Annotated in this window: 19 protein-coding genes; 12 read left to right on the top strand and 7 right to left on the bottom strand. The window is 68.3% G+C overall.

Annotated elements, in window-relative coordinates; all coding sequences use genetic code 11:
* Positions 1 to 127: 127 nt before the first annotated feature.
* The gene (locus ACQPZQ_RS15530; RefSeq protein ID WP_433296229.1) at positions 128 to 253 is read right to left on the bottom strand and encodes a hypothetical protein; all 126 of its coding nucleotides are present in this window, start codon (positions 251 to 253) and stop codon (positions 128 to 130) included.
* Between the two features lie 341 nt (positions 254 to 594).
* Entirely contained in the window at positions 595 to 1,260 is a 666-nt protein-coding gene (locus ACQPZQ_RS15525) for a DUF3159 domain-containing protein (RefSeq protein ID WP_433296227.1), read from the bottom strand.
* Positions 1,261 to 2,158: 898 nt separating this feature from the next.
* Here ACQPZQ_RS15525 and ACQPZQ_RS15520 point away from each other — a divergent pair.
* From ACQPZQ_RS15520 to ACQPZQ_RS15495, 6 genes are all read left to right on the top strand, one after another.
* The gene (locus tag ACQPZQ_RS15520) at positions 2,159 to 2,752 is read left to right on the top strand and encodes a TetR/AcrR family transcriptional regulator (RefSeq protein ID WP_433296225.1); all 594 of its coding nucleotides are present in this window, start codon (positions 2,159 to 2,161) and stop codon (positions 2,750 to 2,752) included.
* Between the two features lie 678 nt (positions 2,753 to 3,430).
* Complete coding sequence (locus ACQPZQ_RS15515; RefSeq protein WP_433296223.1) at positions 3,431 to 4,843, top strand: MFS transporter; 1,413 nt, start codon at positions 3,431 to 3,433, stop codon at positions 4,841 to 4,843.
* Positions 4,844 to 4,876: 33 nt separating this feature from the next.
* Entirely contained in the window at positions 4,877 to 5,635 is a 759-nt protein-coding gene (locus ACQPZQ_RS15510) for an SDR family NAD(P)-dependent oxidoreductase (protein ID WP_433296221.1), read from the top strand.
* 166 nt (positions 5,636 to 5,801) lie between these two features.
* The gene (locus tag ACQPZQ_RS15505) at positions 5,802 to 6,710 is read left to right on the top strand and encodes an alpha/beta fold hydrolase (protein WP_433296219.1); all 909 of its coding nucleotides are present in this window, start codon (positions 5,802 to 5,804) and stop codon (positions 6,708 to 6,710) included.
* Between the two features lie 349 nt (positions 6,711 to 7,059).
* Entirely contained in the window at positions 7,060 to 8,526 is a 1,467-nt protein-coding gene (locus ACQPZQ_RS15500) for an amidohydrolase family protein (protein ID WP_433296217.1), read from the top strand.
* An 81-nt stretch (positions 8,527 to 8,607) separates the two neighbouring features.
* Entirely contained in the window at positions 8,608 to 9,447 is an 840-nt protein-coding gene (locus ACQPZQ_RS15495) for a LuxR C-terminal-related transcriptional regulator (RefSeq protein WP_433296216.1), read from the top strand.
* A 94-nt stretch (positions 9,448 to 9,541) separates the two neighbouring features.
* On the opposite strand, the gene ACQPZQ_RS15490 is transcribed toward ACQPZQ_RS15495, so the two are convergent.
* Positions 9,542 to 10,672: an LLM class flavin-dependent oxidoreductase gene (locus ACQPZQ_RS15490; protein ID WP_433296214.1), complete on the bottom strand. Its 1,131-nt coding sequence runs from the start codon at positions 10,670 to 10,672 to the stop codon at positions 9,542 to 9,544.
* A gap of 255 nt (positions 10,673 to 10,927) precedes the next feature.
* Here ACQPZQ_RS15490 and ACQPZQ_RS15485 point away from each other — a divergent pair, with 255 nt between their 5' ends.
* From ACQPZQ_RS15485 to nbaC, 3 genes are all read left to right on the top strand, one after another.
* Positions 10,928 to 11,446 (top strand): NADPH-dependent FMN reductase, encoded by a 519-nt coding sequence (locus tag ACQPZQ_RS15485; RefSeq protein ID WP_433296212.1) that lies wholly within the window; start codon positions 10,928 to 10,930, stop codon positions 11,444 to 11,446.
* A complete protein-coding gene (locus ACQPZQ_RS15480) occupies positions 11,443 to 11,961 on the top strand; it encodes a flavin reductase family protein (RefSeq protein WP_433296210.1) in 519 nt (172 codons plus the stop codon). Before ACQPZQ_RS15485 ends, ACQPZQ_RS15480 begins: the two co-directional genes overlap by 4 nt.
* Positions 11,962 to 12,106: 145 nt before the next feature.
* Entirely contained in the window at positions 12,107 to 12,661 is a 555-nt protein-coding gene (gene nbaC, locus ACQPZQ_RS15475) for a 3-hydroxyanthranilate 3,4-dioxygenase (protein WP_433296208.1), read from the top strand.
* 1,080 nt (positions 12,662 to 13,741) lie between these two features.
* Here nbaC and ACQPZQ_RS15470 read toward each other — a convergent pair.
* Positions 13,742 to 15,055 carry an alpha/beta fold hydrolase gene (locus tag ACQPZQ_RS15470; protein ID WP_433296205.1) on the bottom strand — a complete coding sequence of 438 codons (1,314 nt, stop codon included), beginning with the start codon at positions 15,053 to 15,055 and terminating at the stop codon, positions 13,742 to 13,744.
* A 113-nt stretch (positions 15,056 to 15,168) separates the two neighbouring features.
* Between ACQPZQ_RS15470 and ACQPZQ_RS15465 the strand changes: the two genes are divergently transcribed.
* A complete protein-coding gene (locus ACQPZQ_RS15465; RefSeq protein ID WP_433296203.1) occupies positions 15,169 to 15,555 on the top strand; it encodes a MerR family transcriptional regulator in 387 nt (128 codons plus the stop codon).
* Between the two features lie 740 nt (positions 15,556 to 16,295).
* Here the strand turns inward: ACQPZQ_RS15465 and ACQPZQ_RS15460 are convergent.
* Positions 16,296 to 17,582, bottom strand: coding sequence for an MFS transporter (locus tag ACQPZQ_RS15460; protein WP_433296201.1), 1,287 nt, complete (start codon positions 17,580 to 17,582; stop codon positions 16,296 to 16,298).
* Positions 17,583 to 17,805: 223 nt separating this feature from the next.
* Here ACQPZQ_RS15460 and ACQPZQ_RS15455 point away from each other — a divergent pair, with 223 nt between their 5' ends.
* Both ACQPZQ_RS15455 and ACQPZQ_RS15450 read left to right on the top strand, forming a co-directional pair.
* Positions 17,806 to 18,840, top strand: coding sequence for an amidohydrolase family protein (locus ACQPZQ_RS15455; RefSeq protein WP_433296199.1), 1,035 nt, complete (start codon positions 17,806 to 17,808; stop codon positions 18,838 to 18,840).
* Positions 18,841 to 18,860: 20 nt separating this feature from the next.
* Complete coding sequence (locus ACQPZQ_RS15450; protein WP_433296197.1) at positions 18,861 to 19,835, top strand: fumarylacetoacetate hydrolase family protein; 975 nt, start codon at positions 18,861 to 18,863, stop codon at positions 19,833 to 19,835.
* Positions 19,836 to 20,241: 406 nt separating this feature from the next.
* On the opposite strand, the gene ACQPZQ_RS15445 is transcribed toward ACQPZQ_RS15450, so the two are convergent.
* On the bottom strand, positions 20,242 to 21,324 hold the full coding sequence (locus ACQPZQ_RS15445) for an aminopeptidase (RefSeq protein ID WP_433296195.1): 1,083 nt from the start codon (positions 21,322 to 21,324) through the stop codon (positions 20,242 to 20,244).
* Positions 21,321 to 22,202, bottom strand: coding sequence for a BtpA/SgcQ family protein (locus ACQPZQ_RS15440; RefSeq protein ID WP_433296193.1), 882 nt, complete (start codon positions 22,200 to 22,202; stop codon positions 21,321 to 21,323). Before ACQPZQ_RS15440 ends, ACQPZQ_RS15445 begins: the two co-directional genes overlap by 4 nt.
* Positions 22,203 to 22,236 lie beyond the last annotated feature (34 nt).

Genomic DNA, 22,236 nt, shown 5'->3' with positions numbered 1-22,236 from the left:
CGCGAGGATGCCGGCTCGAGCGGCCGCCCTCGCGACGACGGCCGCCTCCCCATCGCCGTTCACCGGCTCCCGCTCGCCGGTACGCCACGCAGGGCCGGGAGCGCGCCGCTCGCCCAGAGCAGCGCGATCACCGCCACGGTGCGGGCGTCGGGCCGGTCACGTGCTCCAGCACGGCGCGGAGGTGGGCCCACAGCGCGGCCTCGTGGTGAAGGTCGACAGCCGACCGGGTGGTGACGGGGCGCGGGCCCAGCATGCGCCCGCGCTCGCGGCGGGGCGCACGCGCTCGACGAGGCGGTCGACGCCGGCGCCCACAAGGTCGGCCCCCAGATCGGGGACGGGCGAGCGGATCCTGCGGAGCCGACGCGCGACCCTCGCACGGGCGGAACGCGGCAAGGGATCGGCCGGCCGGGCCGCCGCCGAGAGCGACGAGCGTGGGCCCGTCGACGCCGACCCAGCCCTGGCGGCGAGGTCGACGGGCACCGCACCGCCGAGGCTGTGGAGCAGGGTGGCGGTGGTCGCCGGCGGGGCGGACCTCGTTGTGCAGGAGCAGCAGCATGACGTCCTCCACGATCAGCCGGGGTGCGGTGCGGCCCGTCAGGCCGGCGTGAGCAGCCGCGTGCTGCGCCGGAACGCCCAGACGACGACCAGCGCGGCCAGGATGGTCAGCGGCCAACCCATCGCGATCCGGGCGATGCCCAGCCAGCCGGTTTCGTCGCTGACGTAGAGCCACTGCTGCACGCCGAAGCGAGCTCCGAACACCGCCGCCGCGGCCAGCGTGGCGACGTCGTGGGCGCGCAGCAGCCGACGGTCGGCCCGCCAGGCATGCGTGCCCCCGTGCACGAGGTTCCACACCACGCCGCTCAGCGGCCGCCGGGCCAGGACCGAGCCGAGCGTGACCACGAACCCGGCCAGGTAGGCCCAGATCCCGATGACGAAGAAGTCGCGCGCCGACCCGGTCAGAGTGACGATGCCGATCGCGACGGCGAGTCCGAGCAGCCCGCCGGCCGCCAGGCTGAGGCGCTCCCCGCGCATCAGTCGGTAGCCGGTGACGGCCAGCCCCACGGCGATCGACACGATGATCGTCGCCGGCAAGGACAGAAAGGAGTTGGCCGCCACGAAGACGACGACGGGGACGGCGGAGTAGACGAACCCCATCGGGCCACCCATCTGGTCGAGCAGCGTCGGCTGCCGCTCGGTGACGGGCGCCGGGACGACCGGCTCCTCGCCAGCCGGGCCGCGGTTGCGCACGGTCGTGTTCATGTGTCCTCCTAGGTCACGTTCGTCGGGTACATCCAGGAAAGACCGTGCCGTAGCGGCACACTCAACCCGCTGTGGCGGGGACCACGTCGGGCCCGTCAGCCGGTGTGATCGAGGTCCGCGTCATGCACGAGCACGGCGACCTGCACCCGGTCGTTGAGGCCGAGTTTCGTGAGGATCGCCGAGACATGGGTCTTGACCGTGGGCCAGGCTGATGTGGTGAGCCGGCGGCGATCTCGGCGTTGGAGGAAGCGGCGCCGACGGCGAACGCGACGGTGAGCTCGCGGTCGGCGAGCAGGCCGAGCCGGCGGCGGGCGGTGTCGCAGCGCGTGTCCTGCCCGGACTCAGTGACCCGGTCGATGAGACGGCGCGTCGCCTCCGGTGAGAGGACCGGCCGTCCATAGGCGGCGAGACGGATCGCGCCCACGAGCGCGTCGGGCGGGGTGTCCTTGAGCAGAAGCCCGGCGGGTCCGGCCCGCACAGCCCGCAGCACATGTACATCGGCGTCGAAGGTCGTGAGCACGACCACCTGCGGTGGTGACGGGCTATCCCTCGCAGCATCAGCCTCGGCCATCACATCCGGGCCCCACCGATATCGCAGCCGAACACCGCCCCCAGCTCTTCCGCCGGGCGCGGCGACTCCGAGCATCCGCCTCCCGCAGCGGCGCCCGTCGTCTCCTCTAGCGGCGGGCGGGCGTGAACGTTTGTCCTGCGGGTTGCGCATTCGCCGAGCGACGGCATACCGTAACGCTCGTTTCCGAAAGCTACGGTGCGGCAAGAAGGGCGACCACGACGTACATCAACGTTCGACTTGGCCGTCCTCACTGGTGGCCACGACCGGAAAACCAACCCGACTACGCGAGTTGAAATGATCGTTTCCATTACTGGTAGCGTTCCCCTCGTGGCGCGGACCAAGGCCTTCGACCCGGACGACGTACTCGAACGGGCGATGCAGACCTTTTGGTCATATGGATACGAAAGAGCCACCACGCCCATCCTCGAACGGGAGCTGGGCATCAACAGGTCCAGCCTGTACGGCACATTCGGCAGCAAGGCAGGGCTCTACCGACGGGCTCTGGAACGCTACTCCCGAACGTTGCCCGGCCCCGGCGGCTTCGGCGAGCCGGAGTCCGGTACGTCCAACGTGCGGCCCCTGCGCGAGCAGGTGATGGAGCTGCTGTGGCAAGTGGCCGAGCCGGACCTCGATGCGGACCGGCCTCGTGGATGCTTCGCCGGCAATGCCACCGTTGAGGTGGCGGCGCACGACGTGGAGGTGCAGCGGCTCGTCTCGGGTTCGTTCGGCGGAGTCAGGAAGCGGCTACGGGATCTCTTGCTGATGGCCCAGACGCAGGGTGCGCTCGACGCCGATGCGGACACGGATGCCCTGGCGAGCATGTTACTGGTGGTCACCGAGGGGTTGTCCCTCGTGGCTCGCGCGACCCGGGACCGCGAGCTGGTCGGTCAGGCCATCCGGGGTGCCGTCGCCGCCCTGTGAAGCGGCCGATCTTCGAGACCCGAATCGACAGTCCGCCTGACGTGACGGTGAGCCCGCGTGGGGAACCGGATGACTTCTGACTCATGAACGACATGACGGGGAGTGAACCTTCGTCCAGTCGGCAATCCGACGGGTTCTCACCTGCTCCGATCGCGTCCAAGAGATCGACCGATCACGACGGCAGGATCGGGAGAACGGGAAGAAATAAGACAAAGCACTGACTCGTTGAGATATGTCATCTCGAGTTGATGTCCGCAGGTCTACGAAATGTTTGGCCCGTGTATTGCGCCCTCGCGGGCGGCCGCATACTGTAACGGCCGTTTCCGAAAGATCCCGGTACGACGAAAAGGCGGAGGACGACGTTGATCGACGTTCGACCTGGCCGCCGCGGTTACGGGGAGGAACCCGGCGCGGTGGTGTCGATGCGACCGATGGCGCTGCACCAGCGAGGGCCAGTCGCTGCTCGAGGCTCGTCCGGCATTCCGGCCACCGCGGTCAGGGTGAGTAGCTGGGAGGTGGAGGGGGGAACGGGCGGCCGGGACGAATCCACGCCGGCTCGCGCGATTCCGCGTCGTGCTCCGTCAGAGGATGCGCATTATGGGTGAGGACCGCCGCGCCGACGCCGTTCGACCCTATTCCGCTATTCACCGTCCGATTCTCCGATCACGAGGGTCAGCCTTGATCGGTCAGTCCCGAAAGGGAGCCTTCCCGCTTCTCGGTGTCGTCCAGATCACGCTGATTGCGGCGATCACCATGCTCGCGGTGGCGTCGCCGTCCCTCCAACGCGACTTCGCCCTGTCGGCCGGAGACCTGGCACTGCTCAATTGTGCGTATGGCCTGTCCTTCAGCGGGTTGTTGTTACTCGGGGGCAGTCTCGCCGACCAACTCCCGCGACGACGTTGCTTGCTGATCGCCCTGGGCGTGTTCATCGTCGGCAGCCTGGTGGTAGCCGCGTCGCCCAATCTGGTTGTGCTGTTGGTCGGCCGGCTGGTCGAGGGTGCCGGTGCGGCGCTGGCGGCGCCGACCGCGCTCGCCCTCGTCGAAACGATCTTCCCGCAGCCGGCGCGCCGTTCGGCCGCGGTGGCGCTCTGGGGCACTCTCGCGGCCTTCGGCGCCACCGCCGGCACGCTGGTCGGTGGCCTGACGTCTGGTTTCGGGTCGTGGCGGTGGATGTTCGTGGGATCGGCTCTCGTCATGGCAGGTGTGGCGGCGTTGGTTCCGAGGCTTCTGCCGAACGATGTCCCGCCGACCCAGGCCGCAAGGCTGGGCCTGCCCGGCACGGTGCCGGCACTCGTCGGCACCGGCGGGCTGACCTACGGTCTCGTACAGGCCCCCGAGCATTCCTGGACGGCACCGCAGGTTCTCCTCGCGCTGGCGGTCGGCGTCATTGCGCTGGTCGGATTCTCGGCTCACGAGATCTGGTCGCCGCGGCCGTTGGTGCGATGGCCGCTGTTCTCGTCGCCGGCGCAGATGGCCGGCCTGGTGCTGATTCTCGCCACCTCCGCCTCTACGACTGCGGTGTTCTACTTCTTCTCGCTGTATCTGCAACAGTTGCGTGGGTACTCCCCGCTGAGCACCACGGCAGCGTTCCTCCCGGTCGGCGTCGTCCTCGTCCTGGTCGGAACGCGCGTGGGCCGGCTGCTCGACCGGTGGGGCCCGGGGAAGGTTCTGCCGGCCGGCGCCGCGTTCACCGGACTCGGACTACTCGTGCTCGGTCGAGTGGATCTCGACACCCCGTACATCGGGTTGCCGTTGATCGGGCTCGTGCTGGTGCCCGCCGGTGCCAGCCTCTCGTTCGCCGGTGCCACGGTCGCCGCCGTGCGGGGCGTGGACACATCCGACGCAGGTCTGGCCGGAGGGGTGGTCAACCTGGCCATGGAGACGGGCCCGGTGATCGGCCTCGCCGTTCTCGTCTCGATCTCTGGTGCCCGCAGCACCGCGCTCCTGGGCCACACCAACCCCGCAGAGGCCGCCGTGGCCGGTCAGGGCTTGGCCTTCGCCGTGTGGGGAGCAGTCATGGTGATCGGCGCCATGATCGCCGCCGTGGCGCTGTCACGTGCAGCCCCCGTGGCCGCCCCGTTTCATGAATGACTTCTTCTCGGCAACCGCAATAGGAGGATTTACATGTCGCATCGCTTCACCGGCAAGGTCGCGCTCATCACCGGCGGCAGCTCCGGAATCGGGCGGGCCACTGCCCAGGCGCTGGCGCGGGAAGGCGCCGCGGTATACGTGACCGGGCGCGACCTCGCAGCACTCGAGCAGACGGCCAAGTCGATCGCAGAAGAGGGCGGGACGGTCGCAGCAATGGCTGGCGACGTGACTGTCGAGGACGACGTGCGAGCCGTGGTAACCGCGGCGGTCCGCCGTTTCGGCGCGCTGGACGTCGCGGTCAACGCGGCCGGTGTCCTCGGTGCCGTCGCGCCGCTGGCAGACGTCGACGAGCCGAGTTGGCAACGCATCATCGGCACCAACCTCACCGGCGTCTTTCTCTCGATGAAGCATGAGATCGAGCGGATGCGCGGCCGGGGCGGATCAATTGTCAACGTAGCCTCGAACATTGGTGCGCATCGCCGCGCGCCCGGCGTCGGTGCCTATGTCGCAGCCAAGGCGGCGGTGAGCGCCCTGTCCCGTAACACCGCCCGGGAGTACATCGGCGGCGGTATCCGTATCAACGCGGTCAGCCCGGGAGCGTCCGACACCACCATGTCCCTTTCTCCGGGCGAGACGCCCGACGATCGGGCGGCCCGGCTTGCGGACTCGGTACCGCTCGGGCGGGTCGGCTCGCTCGACGAGGTGGTTTCTGCGGTGCTCTGGCTCGCCTCCGACGAGTCCGGTTTCGCCGTGGGCCACGACCTGGTCGTCGACGGAGGAGTGACGGCCTGAATCACGGACCACGACATCCCGTACCGAATCGAGCTGAGGGAGCCGAATGAAGAGAATTCCAGTAGTGAAGTCCTACAGGATCGTCGCTCTCATCCTCGCGTCGACGGCGCTTCTGGTGGGCACGGCCACGAGCGCAGGCGCTTGGAGTGGAAGTCGCGATCACAGTGTGGCCGCGGCACCGTCGCAATCGCCGTCTCCGAACTCACAGGTCGAACCGCCGCCGGGCTTCGCTTCGAAGTACGCGAACGTCAACGGGTTCCGGATGCACTACGTACAGGGCGGCGCCGGCCCACCCGTCGTGTTGATTCATGGTTTCCCGGAGACCTGGAGTGAATGGAGAGATCAGCTCGGCCCACTGTCCGAGGAGCACACCGTGATCGCCGTCGATCTGCGTGGAGTCGGCAACTCAGAGGTCACCCAGGATGGCTACCAGACCGCGCAGCTGGCACAGGACGTACGCGAGCTGCTGAAGCAGCTCGAGCTGCACAATGGTGTCCAGGTCGTAGGGCATGACATCGGCCTGTGGGTGGCCTATGCCTATGGCGCCCAGTGGCCCTCGGAGGTCAGCCGCATGGCAGTCATGGAAGCTCCGATTCCCGACAACAGCCTGTACAACTTCCCCGCCATCGAGGCCGACCCGAGCACACCCTCGGTGTGGCACTTCGGAATGTTCCAGGAGCCGCTGGCGGAGCACCTCATTGCAGGCCGCGAGCGACCCTTCGTCGAAGACTTCATCGGGCAGTTCCTCGGCAACAAGTCGGCTTTCAGCGCAGCCGACTACGACTTCTACGCTCAGTACCTGAGGCAACCGGGCCGTACGGCCGCCTGGCTGAGCATGTACCGCGAGCTTCGTGAGGACGTCCGGCAGAACGAGAAGTTCCGGGCGGAGGGAAAGTTGCCAATGCCCATCCTCGCGATCGGCGGGGAGGCCTCGCTGGGAACGAAGATCGCCGATCAGTGGCGTCAGTACGCGGTGAACGTCGACGGCCAAGTGCTTCGAGGGTCGGGCCACTGGGTAACGAAGGAGAAGCCTCAGGAGCTGACCGCGATGCTGCGTTCGTTCTTGCAGCCGTAGATGCGGTGCAGGGCAAGAGCAGGCGGATAGGCAACGTGGTGACCGCACGCGCGGGCATCGGCGCCCGGCGGCGTGCGTTCGTCCACGGCTGCCGGCAAGACCACCCCGCGGATCGCCGCTACCCATGCTGCTCGTCCGTGTGCGAGGACGACCTCGAGCACCCGCCGGTCCGGGTGTGGATACCGCGCCGTACGCACCCCACCTCGTCCCCACCGGAAGATGACCCTGAGAGGTTATGGCTGCCGCGGACCGTGGAGATCATCGTGGGGGGAGTCCTGGCCGGTGGCGCGGTCGCGACGGGTCCGAGCTCGCGCCACCTCCGCTCAGCGTCCAGAAGGGTTCACCGATCGTGCACATCGAGGTGCGGAACCGTCCTGCTGACGGTTCCGAGGACCACACCGAGGAAACGGGAGAGCGCGGACCCGCGGCCGGCGGAGCGCGGGACCGCTCGGTCGAGCATGTCGACCTCATGGTCGCCGCGGGCGCGGTCGCGACGATGGACGAGCGCAGGCGCATCATCCGCGACGGGGCGGTCGCCGTCCGCGGCACCGACATCGTCGCCGTCGGGAAGCGGGCCGACCTTCTCGCGCGCTACCGCCCGGGTGAGCTGATCGACGCCCCGGGTGCGCTGCTCACCCCTGGTCTCATCGACGCGCACCACCACCCGGCGAGCGGCTACCTCCTGCGCGGTCAGGTCGACGAGCGACCGCGCCAATACCGGCTGACCGAACTGGTGGTCCCGCACGAGAGCACCGTGACCGCGGACGAGGCACGCGTCGCGTCACTGGCGAGCCTCACTGAGCTGCTCCGCCACGGCACCACGACCTTCGTCGACGCCGGTGGTCCCTTCCCTGTGGACACCGCGCAGGCCGCCGCCGAGGTCGGCATCCGTGGCGTGCTCGCCCAGCAGACGAGCGACCTAGCCGGGTCGTTCGCCCGCGACGTGCCTGACGCCGCCGCGATGCTCGCCGCAGCCGACGCGGCGTTCGACCAGGTCGACGGCATGGCGGGCGGGCGGCTTCGCGCGTTCTACTGCCTCGATGAGCCGAGCTCGGTGAGCGACGAGCTCGTCCGCGGCGTCGTCGCGCGTGTTCGCGAGCGCGACACCGGCCTCGTCGGTCACTTCATCGCGCCGCCGAGCGGCAGTCCCAACGCTCAGCTCAGCAGGTATGCCGACCTGGGTGTGCTCGATCTCCACCCGCTGCTCGCCCACATCGGTTGGCTTTCATCGGAGGACGTCGAGCTCTTCGCCCGCTCCGGCGCCGCCGCCGTGCACTGTCCGTCTGCAAGTGTGCTCGGCGGCAGCGGCTTCGTCAGCCACGGTGTGATCCCCGAGCTGGTCGAGGCCGGCGCGGAAGTGCTCATCGGTACCGACAGTGCCGCTATCGGCCGGTTCCTCGACCTCGTCCGCGTCATGTACCTGGCGGCCTGCACGCACAAGGACGTGCGGCGAGACCCGTTGCTGCTGCCCGCGACATCGGTGTTCGAAATGGCCACGGTCTCTGCGGCCAGAGCGCTGGGCTGGGCGGACCGCATCGGCTCGCTCGAGCCGGGCAAGGCAGCAGACCTCGTGGTCTTCGACATCTCGGGGCTGGCGTACACCCCCAACCCGTTCATCGACCCGGTGCCCGCTCTCGTCTACGGCGGCAGCGGCACGGACGTGACGACAGTCGTCGTGGACGGTGCGGTGGTGGTGCGCGACGGGGTGCCGACCACGATCGACGTCGCGAAGCTGGTCGAGCAGGTCGACGCCGTCGCGGGCCCTGCCTTGGCCCGGATCGGCGCCCGTCGGGAGAGTAGGTGGCCGGTCGAATGACGTCGTCGTCGGCTCAGACGAGCGTGCGGCGAGATCCTCGGCACGCCCGATTCGTGCCCTGCGCAGTGAGGTGAGGAACGCGTGGTCCACGTGGCGGGCACGGAGATCGATTGGCAGGCCGTGGCGCGGTTCGGCGGTCTCGTGTGCGGCTCGCTGCGGCTGGTCGACGTGATGCAGCGTTCGCTGCCCGAGATGGTGCGCCTGCTCGAATCGGACGCCGGCGCGATCCGCTACTTCGACCGCCACGACAACGCCGCCGTGGCCACACTGATGGGTTCGCCCGCTCCGATGCTCTTCGAGTTCGAACGGCTGGCCCACGGTGTGAATGCCTATCGGCAGCGGTCCGTCGCCTCCCGCTTCCCCGTGCACGACGCGTTGATCCACCAGTACGGATCGGACCACCGACGCTCGCCGGAGGGACAGGTGCTTGGCCGCTACGGCTTCGAGCACTGCCTGTACATCCCGCTCATTCGCAGCGGCCGCTCGATCGCCGTCGCCACGGTCTCCCGACGGCGGGGCCGGGTCCGGTTCTCGGTCCGCGAGCAGCGCACGGGCGCCGAACTGGCGTCCTTCCTCGCGATGGCGCTCGGCAACGCCGCGATCCACGAGTCGGCGGGCCTCGACGGCACACCCCTGATCGAGCGTCCCGTGGAGGGCGTCGAGACGATCGACCTGAGCGGCGGGGGCACGGCGATCGCGGCGCCTACTCGCCTGCGGGAGACCGGGCTGACCGATCGCGAACTGGAGGTCGTCGGCTTGGCGACGGACGGTCTGACCAACGCCGAGATCGCCGCCGAGCTGTCCATCGCCACGAACACCGTGAAGCAGCACCTGCTGCATGTGTACCGCAAGCTCGGAGCACGATCGCGGGTCGAAGCGCTGCACCGGTTGCGTGCCTTCGGCACGGCGCGCCGGGAATGAGGACGTCGACCTGAGCACGTTGACACGGCGCCGTTCTCACGAAGCCGGGTCGGGCGGCCCGTGCCCACCGCACGGACGGCCCGACCCAGCCCGTTCACGCGGGCGTAGCGGGAGCTCGCAGCTCGGCCGCCTCGATCGTGGGAAGCACGTCGGCGGCGAATTTCTTGAGGCCGTCCTCGTAGTCCAGCCAGATCAGCATGAGGCCGTCGACCCCGGCCTCGGACAGCTCGATCATGCGCTGAGCGATGCCGTCGGCCGTTCCCACCAGCGGGTACGCCCCGTAGCCTGCCTTGAACGAGTAGCCCATCGTCGCCATCTTCTCCGGCGGTAAGGTCTTCGCGTTCGGGATGTTGGTCTCGATCAGCTCGGCGACGGCTACGTCGTCGCCGTGCGTCACGATGAAGTCATGGGCGTAGGCATCGGCCTCGGCGGTGGTGTCCTTCTGGACAACGTACGCGGAGAGCCAGATCTGGATCTCCTTGCCGTAGCGCCTCCGCGCCTCCTCCCGGTAGTCCGCGACGCGCGCCTTCACCGCCTGCGGATCCGGATCGTCGTGGATGGTGAAGGCCACCTCGGCGTGCTGAGCCGCGAACTGCCTGCCGCGTGGAGACCCGCCCGCGTTCATCAGCAGCGGCCGCGACTGCACGGGACGAGGCTGCGAGACCGCGTCCTTCAGATGGAAGTAGTCGTTCGTCAAGGAGAAGGCGTCGGACGACTCCCACAGCTTGTCGAACACCTCCATCCACTGGTCTGCGTAGTCGTAGCGGTCGCCGTGCTCCTGCATCTCGACGCCGAAGAGGTCGAACTCCGGGAGGAACCACCCGCAGACCAGGTTCATGCCCGCGCGGCCGTCCGAGATCAGGTCCACGGTCGCCTCCGCCTTGGCGACGAACGCCGGGTTCAGCAGAGCCATCGGGAATGTGCTGATGATGCTGATCCGCTTCGTGATCGCGGCGACCGCACCAGCCCATGTGAAGGTCTCCATGGCGTCGCCGGAGTAGTGACCCGGGCCGCCGAACGCACGCCACCTCGACGCCGAGACGAACCCTTCGATGCCCATGTCGTCGGCCATCACGGCCAGCTTCGCGATGTCCGGCCACTTTCCGGAGAACCGGTCGGGGTGGTAGGTGAAGGAGCCACCCTTCGCATTGACGGCGAAGACGCTCAACTTCAGCTTGTTCGTCGAGTCCCGGATGGGATTCGGCTTGACGATGTCGTCGCTCACAGCCATCTCTTCCTCTCCAGGGAGCATTCAGCGCCCTGACTGTCTCCATCGTGGGTGCGGCGAGGCTGCGCGCCAATAACACCGCAGTGCTATCGGACCGGAGCGGCGACCCGGATAGCGTTCTCGATATCGCGCAAAGACGCGGACCGCACCAAGAGCCGGCGCGGGGCTGTACGAGCCGAAGAACCTCGTACCAGCTGCAGGCAGATCGCGGCGGTCGTCGATCCCGACGCCGTGAAGCCGAACGGAGCAGCTATGAGAACAACCGTTGTCGTCGGAAACCCGAAACCCGCTTCGCGCACCCGCCAGGTTGCCGAGGCGCTGCTCGACCGCTTGGCGGATGCCAATGCGGACCGGCAGGTCATCGACCTGGCCGAACACGCGAGCGAGGTCTTCACCTGGCCCTCGGACACGATGCTCGCGATGAACGACCGTGTAGCGAGCAGCGATCTCGTCGTGATCGCCACTCCGACCTACAAGGCGACCTACACCGGGCTGGTCAAAGCCTTCTTGGACCGCTTCGCGGCAGGCGGGTTGACCGGCGTGACCGCCATCCCCGTGATGACCGGCGGTGATCCCGCGCACGCGATGGGCGTCGACGCGCACCTCACGCCGCTGCTGACCGAGCTCGGCGCCGTCGTGCCGGGAGCAGGCTGGTACTTCCCGACTTCGTCGATGGACCGGTTGGACGCGCTCGCCGACCAAGCCGCAGCCCGCTACACCCGAGCGATGCGCCAGGTCGCACGTCTGTGCGAGACGGTGCGAGCGTCATGACCGCGGACACGTCCATCGCACCGGAGTCGCGCGCGTACCGCGACACCCTGGGCCGGTACGCCTCCGGCGTCGTGGTCGTCGGCGCTCGTGCCGACGACGGAACGCTGTTGGGGTTCACATGCCAGTCGTTCCACAGCGCGTCCCTCGACCCCCCGCTCGTGCTGATCAGTGTCGACCACAGCTCCAGCACCTTCCCTCTGATCCGAGCAACCGGCAGGTTCTCCGTGTCCGTGCTGGGTCACCGACACCGCGACGTCGCTTCGGTGTTCGCCCGCAAAGGCGTCGACCGGTGGAGCACGGTTCCGCGCACCGACACCGCGTCAGGAAACCCGGTGCTCACCGACAGCCTCATGTGGCTCGACTGCCGCATCGACACCGAGTTCGCCGTAGGTGATCACGACCTCGTGATCGGGCGAGTGCTGGAGATGAGCCCGCCGGAACAGGACGCCGACGAACCGCTGCTGTTCTACCGAGGCGGATTCCATCGCATCACGCCGCCGCACGCCACCGACTAACCAACTGTTCGGTCGCGTTGTGCGTCGAACAGGACCGGCATCGAGCACTGGACGCACCGATGGCGACGCTGCCGCCGCACACGACACCGAAGAGCTACCACAAACCACAGAAGACGCGTCGACAGATCGACCAGGAAGAGTACCGATGACTGACAACGAGCCCACTCCCCCATTCGTGCAGGAACCGACTCCGCAGGTCCTGAACTTCACCGAATGGCTGACCGAGAACGCTCCCCTGTTGCGACCTCCAGTGAACAACAAGGTCATCTGGACGGCGGCCGAGGATTTCGTCGTCCAGGTCGTGGGCGGGCCCAACGAACGGACCGAGTTCCATGTGGATCCATACGAGGAGTGGTTCTACCAGATCAAGGGCGACATGCACATCGAGATCATGACCGCCCACGGGCGGGAACGTGTCGACGTCCTCGAAGGGAAGATGTTCCTCCTTCCGCGCAACGTCAGGCACTCACCGCAGCGCCCGAAAGGCACCCTCGGCATCGTCATCGAGCACGTCCGTCCCCCGGGAACGTGGGAGAAGTGCGAGTGGTACTGCCGGAGCTGTGACAACCTGATCCACGAGCTCGATTTCATGGTGACCCAACTGGACCAGGACTTCGCAGCCGGAATCAAGGCGTTCGCCGAGTCCGTGGATGCGCGCACGTGCAAGCGCTGCGGCGATGTGTACGAGCTGCCGTCATGAGTCCCGAACGATTCCCAAACGTTCGACGACCACCGGCTCGGGCTGAAGGGACACCGAGCCGAGGTGTGGCTGGCGCTCAACTGTGAGGGCATCGAGGTGGCCCGGTGCAAGACCACATCGGACAGTTGCCGCTTCAGCCACCGCGCATCCTTACCGGTCTCGGCGATCCGGCCACCTCGGTCCGGGAGCCGCACCCACGCAGCCAGCTTGGCCGGCACGTCCAGCACAGCCAGTCCATCGGCCGGCAACCGCGTCGCCAGCGGCGCACCCAACCCGGCCCGCACCCTCGATCGCCCACCGCGACTCCGCCCAGCCCCGGGCGAACCGATGCAACTCCCGATACCCGTCCCGGTCAGCCTCAACCCGGACCGAGGTCTCTACCTGCAGCGACCGGTTCACCGCCACCGCGGTCCACGACCGCTTATGCGGATCAACCGCGATCACGACCGGACCAGCGAACGCAGCTCGACGCGACACCCGATCTCCTCCACCACAACCACCGGGTTCGAAGAGACGGCACACCGACTTCAACAGTCAGCCAACACGGCGGCAGGTGTGAACCGAGCGACCCCGACCATCACCTCAGAGATCGTGGCTGCAGACCCGATCTCCTGCCGGCATTGAACAAGTCGGTGCGAACAAGCCCGACCACGTTGCGCGCGTTTCGCCCAGTTCGGCCAGACGGCGGGTGACCAGCGCCGATACCTGAAGAGATCTCGATCGTCGCGTTGATGCCCATCCGCCCCCACAGGTTTCATACGTAGTTGGCTACCGATTCGGCTACCACGGCCACCAGCCTCGCCGACGCGGCCGCTGGTCTTTCTCCAGCCTCGGTTGACGCGTGGGTGATGGCCCTGGGCGAGCAGGCGCAGCTTGAGGCATGCGGATCCATCCGGCTGAGACACCAGGCAAGGCGGTCGAGGCCATGACCATCTGGCAGACCACTGCGCAGGTCGCAGCCGCGATCCGGCGTCACCCGGAGACGATCCTCGCGCCGCAGCGGTTGAGGGTCGACTCCATGGGATATCAGCCCTGCCGTAAGGAGCGGGGACACGTCGATGCCACTGGCGCCCGGCGTGCTCACGGGAGCACATCCGTGCGCAGGCAGGTCTGGACGAACTTCTCTATCCGCCAGGAACCATCGACCTTGGCGAACTCGCCGTGATAGTGGCCGTAGCCGCGCGCCTTGAGGGTGCTGCCGTCGATCCAGTCCTCCATGTTGATGGTCGAGGACGCAGCCACCGGCGAGTGGACCTCGGTGGTGAAGGAGAACAGGTGGTGGATCGCGGTGGCGTCGCCGACACTGGTGGTGATGACGTCCTCGATCTCCTTCGGGCCGGTCATCTGCATAACCTGGACGCCTTGCGGGTCATAGATCGTGAAGGTCGCCTCCGGTGCGAACAGCCGCGCGAGCTGGTCGAACTGTTTGTGGTCGGCGTAGTAGGCGTACCGGGCCACGAACTGGCGGATCTCGTCGACGATGACCAGCCGCTCAGTATCGGACACCGCGAAGAATCGGTGGAATCGCTCGGCGGTGGCCTGCGGGTTGTCGAACGCGTACGCGTGGGAAGCCTGCGCGATGACATCGGTTTCGATGTTCTCGGCGACCTGCCGGGCGCCGGCCAGCAGCTGGTCGCGGTAGTAGCCGTGGTCGCCGTTGAGCACCAGGACCGGCATCGGGAGCCGGGTCGTGAACTCGGCCCGGTTGGCCTTGCCGTCCTCGATCATGGCGCCGTAGTGCTGGAAGCCGCCACGGATGCCGTTCGGGCCGGTGAAATGCGGCAGATAGTGGGCTACGCCGTATTCCTCGGCGTCCGGGCGCACTGAGGCCAGCCGATAGAACGGTGTGAGGTATTCGGTTTCCTTGCCCTGGGTGAGGAACGTGGCGAGGTCGACCTGGCCGCTGAACCCGAAGGCGTAGGTACCGCCCTCGACGGAAGGGTTCATCATCTCCTCGAGGCCGAAGCCGGGGATCAGCGTCTCGGAGAGCACCAGCCGGCGGACCTCGTCAGGGTGCCGTGACGCGTACGCGTAGACCACCATGCCGCCCACGTCCATGCCGACCAGGTTGATCGGTCCGAGACCCAGCCCGAGCACGATCTGCCGGATGTCCTCGGCGACGTTGGTCTTGGCGAAGGTGTCGCTCTCGGCTGGGTCGGAATCGCCCATGCCGCGCAGGTCGGGGGCTAGCACGGTGTAGCCCTGGGCCGCCAGCATCGGCATCAGCTCACGCCATACCGCCCAGGTGAACGGGAAGCCGTGCACCAGCACGACCGCCGGGCCGGCGCCGCCGATCACGTAGTGGATGCGGGTGCCGTTCCCTTCGGCGTAGCGGTGGTGGAAGCCGTGCAGGCCGTCTACCGCAGTTCCGGGTTTGGGATGAGTCACAGTCATCGGAGCCTCCTTGATTGTCGGTCGACTCGAACGTAAACCTTGGAGTGTGGTCCAAGGTCCAGGTGATCCGCGCCTCACTCCACTCCGCTCGGATCGACAAGGAGGCTCAGCGCATGTTGATCGGCGAATTCGCTAAACGCGTCGGCGTCAGCACCGACACGATCCGCTTCTACGAGAAGATGGGCTTCTTCTCCAGCAGCCGCAGCGAGAACGGCTATCGGCACTACACCGAGAAGGACATCGAAACGGCCGACGTCATCGCCTCTGGGAAATCGATAGGATTCTCCCTGCGTGAAATCCTGGCCTTCTGCCAGGAGATGATCGACGGCGCGCTAGATCACGCGCGAGCACAAGAGAGCCTACAGTCCAAGATCAACCTCATCGACGAGCGGATCGCATCACTCAAACGAGTCCGGAAGCTGGCGCAGCAGCAACTCGACTACTGCCGGGCGGTGGAGGCGCAAGAGCTCGCTGTGTCAGACGGCGCGCTGGACAGATAACGAAGTCCATCACCAGGAAGGTCGTCGACCGCGCGGCGGGATCGGCGGCGTACGCGTCAAGCATCCCGGAGGGGTGTCTCTATGTGTCGGGATGTTGCTGCCCGGCAGGGCGCAGAAGGGCACCCAGGGCCCGTCTGGTGTCGTGTGGGAGCGGTCGGCAACGCCCTGAGTGCCTACCTCAGGACGCCGCGGTCCCCCAGTGGTCCCCAACAAGCACACGCACTCTAGATCGTGACCGGCCTCGCGGTCCCAACGCGACGATCAGCGGTTCCGCAGGTAGAAACGCTGATGGGCGGCTCCCCCGACGTAGGGAACCGCCCATCGTGCCGTCGGGACGACAGGATTTGAACCTGCGACCCCTTGACCCCCAGTACGGTCGAAGCGCCGCCCCGACCAGCGGAAACAGAAAATCCGCTGCTAATCGCGGTGCAGTACGACGCAGCCCGGCGTTCTTCAGGCCAGCTCGGCGCGACGCCGTGCTCCACATTCGCTCCACCCGCGCCAGTCAATGCCGTCGCAGCAACGGAGCACCTGGCGGCCGAGCTGGGGTTGAGTGTCTCCGTCCGGGACGTGGCCCTGCCCGTAGCGCGACGAGCTCGTCGGCGACCTACTGCATGTTCTCGACGAGCACGGCCGCGGTCGGCCAGATCTCCTACCTCCGCGACTGGCGCTTGATCCACTGCCCAACAGACAGAACAGCTCGTCCACCTGGCGGCGCCGGCACAGCCCTGCGAGAGCGCTCAGAGGGCGCTCCGCACCCGCATCGCCGCGATCGCGGCGATCATCGACCACACCGCACCGGCCACGAACAACGCCGTGTAGTTCCGGGTGCCACCCCCAATGGCCAGGAAGAGCGGCGCGATGGCCGGAGCGAGGGTGTGGGTGAGGGCGCTGGAGACGTTGACCAGCCCCATGTCCCTGGCCGCGTCGAACTCCTTGTCGGGCAGCACATCGGTGATCAGCGCCAGGTCGACCGCGACGTAGGTGCCCTGGCCGAACCCGAGCACGACCATAGCCACCAGGTAGAACGGCACGGTGGTGACGAAGGCCAGTACCAGCAAGCCGATCGAGAAGACGGCGGCCGCGACGGCGACGAAGATCCGCCGGCGCCCCCACCGGTCCGACAGGCGCCCGGTCACGAACGCGCTGACCGCGATCGTCGCGGTCTGGGCCAGCACACCGAAGAACACCATCTGCGAGGCCGCGGCCTCGTCCAGGCCCAGCCGGGCGCGCAGGAAGAACAGCTGGTAGCCCAGCACCAGTGAGATGGACATCCACAAGGCGAAGCGGCTGAGTAGGGCCCAGGAGAAGTCGGGGAACCGCCGCGGGCTCAGCCGGTAGCTGCGCAGCAGCTCACCCAGGTCCACGGGCGGCCGGTCGGCCGGGGCGAGCCGGCGGTCGGGCAGCAGGAGGGCCAGCACGACCGTCCCCGCCAACATCAGCAGAGCGGGCACCAGGAACATCGCGACGTTGCTCGACGACAGTGCCATGGCCAGCGCGATGCCGACCACGGTCGCCACTGCCTGGGCAAACCCGAGCAGGCCGGACACCGACCCGCGCTGGTGCACCGGGACGTGGTCGGCCAGCAGCGCGATGAGCACCGCCAGGTTGGCCGCGAAGCCGAGCTGGGCGACGACCCAGCCGGCGGTCATCACCGCGACGCTCGGCGCCACGGCCACCACCAGCAGCCCGACCAGGGCCACCAGCATGCCGCCGACCAGCCAGGGCCGGCGCATGCCCCACCGGCTCGTCGTGCGGTCGGAGAGCCGGCCGAACACCGGGTTCGCCACGATTGACGCGAGCGCGCCGACCCCCAGCACCAGCGACAGCGCGATCTCCGGTGCGGACGCGGTCAGCTGCGCGACCTTGAGCTGCAGGGTGAGGATGGCCGGCGCCAGCGTGGCCGCCAGCGCCCCGAAGTAGGCGAAGGCGTAGCCGAGGAGGAATCGGGGCCTGACCCGCGGCTCACCGGTCGGCGGGACCTCGGTGCGGGGCGTGGCCGGGCGTTCGGCGCCAGTGGTGGACATGGTGCTCCTGACGGACGAGTCGGCGTTGGCTGTCCTGCCATTCCTGCCGACGAACTATCCCCAGCGCTCCTTCCCGCGGGAAATCGGTTGTCCGGATAGGGGCATAGCGGTCATCGATCGCCGGAGCCATCGGTCGTCGTGATCACGGCATCACCGTTTCCGATTTCCGGACCCCCGCGGCGGCTGCGAGGGTGGACAGGTTCCCAGCGCAGGGAGGAAACGCATGGCCGCAGCACCCCCGGCGCCGACCGTGGACGTGCACGCGCACCTGTTGATCCCGGCGGTCGAGCAGGCGGTGGCCGAGCACCCCGACCTCGCCGCCCATCAGGAGGCCGAGCGGCGGCGCACCGGCGCCGGGGCCGATCCGGCGGCGGCGCGCGCGTTCCTGGCCCCGATCATCGGCAAGCTCACCGACGTGCGGGTGCGGCTGCGGACGATGGACGACACCGGCGTCGACGTCCAGGTGGTCAGCCCGTCCCCGAACCACTACCACCCGTGGGCGGACCCCGGGACCGCGACGACGGTCTTCCGGACCGCGCACGCCGCGATCGCCGAGCACTGCGCCGCGGCGCCGCGGCGGCTGGTCGGGCTCGGCCTGGCCCCGTTGCAGCACCCGCACCTGGCCGTCGAGGCGCTGCAGGACGCGCTGGACGCCGGCCTGCGCGGGGTGGAGATCTCCAGCTACGCGGGGGCCGTCGAGCTGTCCGACCCCGGGCTGGAGGACTTCTGGGCGCTGGCCGCGGACCGCGGCGCCGTCGTATTCCTGCACCCCTTCGGCTGCAGCCTCGACCAGCGCCTCGGCGACTGGTACCTGGCCAACATCGTCGGCCAACCCGTCGAGCACGCCGTCGCGCTCTCGCACGTGATCTTCTCCGGCGTGCTCGACCGCCACCCCGGACTCCGCCTGCTGGCCGCGCACGGCGGTGGGTACCTGCCCACCCACCTGGGCCGGGCCGACCGCGGCTGGCGGGTCCGCCCGGAGAGCCGCACCTGCGCCGAGCCGCCGAGCAGCTACGCGTCCAAGCTCTGGTACGACACGGTCGTGCACAGCCCCGCGGTGCTGCGCCACCTGGTCGAGGTGGTCGGGCCCGACCGGGTGCTGCTGGGCTCGGACTTCCCGTTCGACATGGGCAGCGACGACCCGGTCGCGGAGCTCGCTGCCGCCGGCTTCGACGAGGACACCGCCACCGCGATCCGCGGCGGGACCGCCGTGGACCTGTTCGGGCTCGCCGCCGTCGCCGCGCGACCCCGTTCCTGATCACCCCCCTCGGAGGACGGATGCGATTCGCGGCCTGGACCGATGGCCCCCTCAACCGGGCCGGCGCCACCCGGGTGGGCCTGCTCGAAGGCGGGACGCTGCACGCGCTGCCGCCCGGCACCGACCTCGTCGACCTGCTCGCGGACGCCCCGACGTCGCTGGCGGCCGCCGCCGAGCGGGCCCGTAGCGGCGGCGAGACCGTGGCGCTGGCCGATGTGGCGCTCACCGCGCCCCTGCGACCGCCCGCGGTGCGCGACTTCATCGCCTTCGAGCAGCACATCGAGGGGATGGCGCTGGGCCGCGGACCCGGCGCCACCGGCAACCCCGGCCTCTACGAGGTGCCGGTGTTCTACTTCTCCAACCCGAACGGGGTCGTCGGCCCGCGCGACGACGTGGCGGTGCCACCCGGGTGCGAGCTGTTCGACTTCGAGCTCGAGGTGGCCGCCGTGATCGGGCGCGCGGGCCGCGACCTGACCCCCGAGCAGGCCCGAGAGCACATCGCCGGGTACCTCATCCTCAACGACTGGAGCGCGCGCGACACCCAGCTCGCCGAGATGGCGCTGGGCTTCGGCCCGGTGAAGGGCAAGGACAGCGCCACCACCCTGGGGCCGTGGCTGGTCACCGCCGACGAGCTGGAGCCCCACCGCCGCGGCGACCGGTTCGACCTGGCGATGTCGGTGTCGGTCAACGACGTGGAGCTCGGCTCGGACACCCTGGCCAACATGGCCTGGCGGTTCGAGGACCTGGTCGCCTACGCCTCGCGCGGTGCCTGGGTCCGTCCCGGCGACGTCCTCGGCTCCGGCACCTGCGGCAACGGCTGCCTGATGGAGCTGTGGAACCGCCGCGGCAGCCGGGCCGACCCGCCGCCGCTGCGGGTCGGTGACGTGGTGTCGATGACCGTGCAGGGCATCGGCACCATCCGCAACCGGGTCGTAGCCGGCGCCGATCCCCTGCCCATCCCGGTAGCGCGGCGGGCGAGCGGGACCCGGGCGTGACCGCCGTGCTCGGTCCGCCGCGGCCGCGGGGTGGTCGCCGGCTGCGCACGCTCGTGGACGGGAAGATCGCCCGCCGGACGTGACCCACCGGCCAGCGGCGATCGATCTCTTTGAGCATCAAGGACACCGGCTCAACGGCTGACTCGACCGCGGCCAACGGTGCGGACGCTAGCCGATCGCGCGAGCTGGCGGGACTGCGGCAGCGGAGCGCTTGGAAGGGAAGCTCGCCGACGGCACAGTCATTTTTGCCGCCCTCCACAGCAGCGCACATTGGAATGGCGCGTCGAAGCAACTACTAAAGATTAGGGTGAATTATTCCCGAAGCCACACATCCTATTACATTACGAGGGAATCGAAGAATCATTTCGACTCGATCGCCTCGGCTCACCTCAGCGCCGTTGCGGTACTAGAGGACCAGTCCGCGACCGTTGACGACAGGCCGCCCGTCGAGCAGGACCTCTCCCCCGTCCCGAAGGTCCTTGACGATGTCCCAGTGGATGGCCGACTGGTTCACCCCACCGCACTCGGGGTAGGCGCGACCCAACGCGATGTGGACTGTCCCGTTGATCTTCTCGTCGATCAGGATGTCGTCGCACACGAGGTCGATGAACGGGTTGGTGCCGATGCCGAACTCGCCGATCAGGGTCGCCCCGGCGTCCGTTGCGAGTACCGAGCGGAGATAGTCCTCGTGTGTGGATGCCGTCGCTTCGACCAGCACCCCCTTCTCCCAGCGCAACCGGAGATCATGCATCCGGCGCCCACCGAGCACCGCCGGGTTCTCGAAAGAGATCCAGCCGTCGACGGTCTCGGTGAGCGGAGCGGTCATGAGCTCGCCATCAGGCATGTTCGTCCGACCGTCGGCAACGATCCAGTTCCGACCTTCGATCGAGAACCGCAGATCCACTCCCGGACCCTGAACCTCGATCACTCGGCCCCCGGCCACTCGGCTCGCCCACTCGCGCCACTGCGCGGAGGCGGCACTCCAGTCGATCAGGCACCCGGCGAAGAACATTTCGGTGACCTTCTCGAGGGGAACACCGGCCTGGTCCGCGAAGGCTTGGTTCGGCACACGGGCCAGCGACCATCGCGTGTTCTGCCACCGCAGCGTAGATATCCGTCCCTGAGCGGCCTGGTTGACGGCGAGCCGGTCCGATGGGATATCCGCGTGGACGTCGAGGTCGAACCCGCCTCGCAGGGCGATGTAGACGTCGGCCCATGTCATCCCGTATGCCTCGATCTCGGGCACCCAGGCGAGCTGTTCGGGGTTGCCGCGATCGAGGATGATGTGGCGAAGCTCCTCCGACAGGAACTGCACCTGCGGTAAGGCCCCGGCCTCGATGACCGCCTGGAACACTCCCCGCGCGAGGGGGTAGGAGTCCACCTCAGCCATCGCGATCATCACGCGCTCCCCGGGCCGGACCTGCGTCGAGTGCTCGACGAGGACACGCCCGACGTCACCCCAACGTGGGTCGGTGTCGTAGCCGCTCATGGCAGGGCCACCGCCGGCTTCCGGAAGGTGCGCGCCGCCGTCATGAGCTCCGCGACTCTGGCTTCGTCGACCTCGTTCCAGATGTAGCCCTCGCGCTTGAACGCGGTCCCGACGATCGCGCCGTCGGCCACCTCGAGCTGGGCGGCCACCGTCTCGGCTCGCACTCCTGTGTTGGCGAACACCGGCGTTCCCGGGACCGCGCCCTTCACTGCGCGCAGTGTGTCGGCCGAAGTGTCCGCGCCGGCAGTCAGCCCAGACACACACAGCCCGTCCGGCCGGCAGTTGAAGACCGTGGACTTGGCAACGGAAGCCACGTCCCGATCGTTCAGGTAGACCGCCGCCTCGGGAACGATGTTGTAGAGCAGCTTGACGTCCTGTCCACCCACTGCCCTCCGGTGCCGCGCGGTCTTGCCTGCGTTGGTGTTCCACAAGCCGAAGTCGCTGGCGTACACGCCGCTGAACACCTCGCGCACGAATCGGGCGCCAGTGGCGACGGCGAGGTCGACGGTGGCTGTGGGGTCCCACAGCACGTTCACCCCGAACGGAATAGTGATCTGCGAACGGAGCTCGCCGATGATGCGAGCCATGGTGGCGGTGATGATTGGCTCGACCTCGGTCACGTACGGCAGGCTCGCCTCGTTCGAGAACATGACTCCGTCGACGCCACCGTTCTGCAGCGCTCGCAGGTCGCGTCGCGCCGCCTCGATCACCGCTTCCACCCCCGCATCGATGTCATAGTCCGGATCACTCGGCAGTGGCTTGAGATGACACATCGCGACAATCGGCTTCTCCGCGGCGAAGACGTCGCGCATCCAGTTCATTTGCATTCTCTCTCTTTCTCGGCCCGTGTCCCACGGGATTCGTGCGAAGGCGCTCACAAGGCCACCCCGCTGTAAAGCCCCTGCGACGGTG

Source organism: Pseudonocardia sp. CA-142604 (assembly GCF_050948475.1).
Classification (GTDB): Bacteria; Actinomycetota; Actinomycetes; order Mycobacteriales; family Pseudonocardiaceae; genus Pseudonocardia; species Pseudonocardia alaniniphila.
This window is presented reverse-complemented; position numbering and strand designations above follow the sequence as displayed.

What these genes read in the sequence shown, in the direction of transcription:
- ACQPZQ_RS15470 (WP_433296205.1), bottom strand. Translation starts at nt 15,055, where the DNA reads ATGACTGTGACTCATCCCAAACCCGGAACTGCGGTAGACGGCCTGCAC.
- ACQPZQ_RS15525 (WP_433296227.1), bottom strand. Translation starts at nt 1,260, where the DNA reads ATGAACACGACCGTGCGCAACCGCGGCCCGGCTGGCGAGGAGCCGGTC.
- ACQPZQ_RS15510 (WP_433296221.1), top strand. Translation starts at nt 4,877, where the DNA reads ATGTCGCATCGCTTCACCGGCAAGGTCGCGCTCATCACCGGCGGCAGC.
- ACQPZQ_RS15485 (WP_433296212.1), top strand. Translation starts at nt 10,928, where the DNA reads ATGAGAACAACCGTTGTCGTCGGAAACCCGAAACCCGCTTCGCGCACC.
- ACQPZQ_RS15455 (WP_433296199.1), top strand. Translation starts at nt 17,806, where the DNA reads ATGGCCGCAGCACCCCCGGCGCCGACCGTGGACGTGCACGCGCACCTG.
- ACQPZQ_RS15460 (WP_433296201.1), bottom strand. Translation starts at nt 17,582, where the DNA reads ATGTCCACCACTGGCGCCGAACGCCCGGCCACGCCCCGCACCGAGGTC.
- ACQPZQ_RS15465 (WP_433296203.1), top strand. Translation starts at nt 15,169, where the DNA reads ATGTTGATCGGCGAATTCGCTAAACGCGTCGGCGTCAGCACCGACACG.
- ACQPZQ_RS15450 (WP_433296197.1), top strand. Translation starts at nt 18,861, where the DNA reads ATGCGATTCGCGGCCTGGACCGATGGCCCCCTCAACCGGGCCGGCGCC.
- ACQPZQ_RS15530 (WP_433296229.1), bottom strand. Translation starts at nt 253, where the DNA reads ATGCTGGGCCCGCGCCCCGTCACCACCCGGTCGGCTGTCGACCTTCAC.
- nbaC (WP_433296208.1), top strand. Translation starts at nt 12,107, where the DNA reads ATGACTGACAACGAGCCCACTCCCCCATTCGTGCAGGAACCGACTCCG.
- ACQPZQ_RS15445 (WP_433296195.1), bottom strand. Translation starts at nt 21,324, where the DNA reads ATGAGCGGCTACGACACCGACCCACGTTGGGGTGACGTCGGGCGTGTC.
- ACQPZQ_RS15480 (WP_433296210.1), top strand. Translation starts at nt 11,443, where the DNA reads ATGACCGCGGACACGTCCATCGCACCGGAGTCGCGCGCGTACCGCGAC.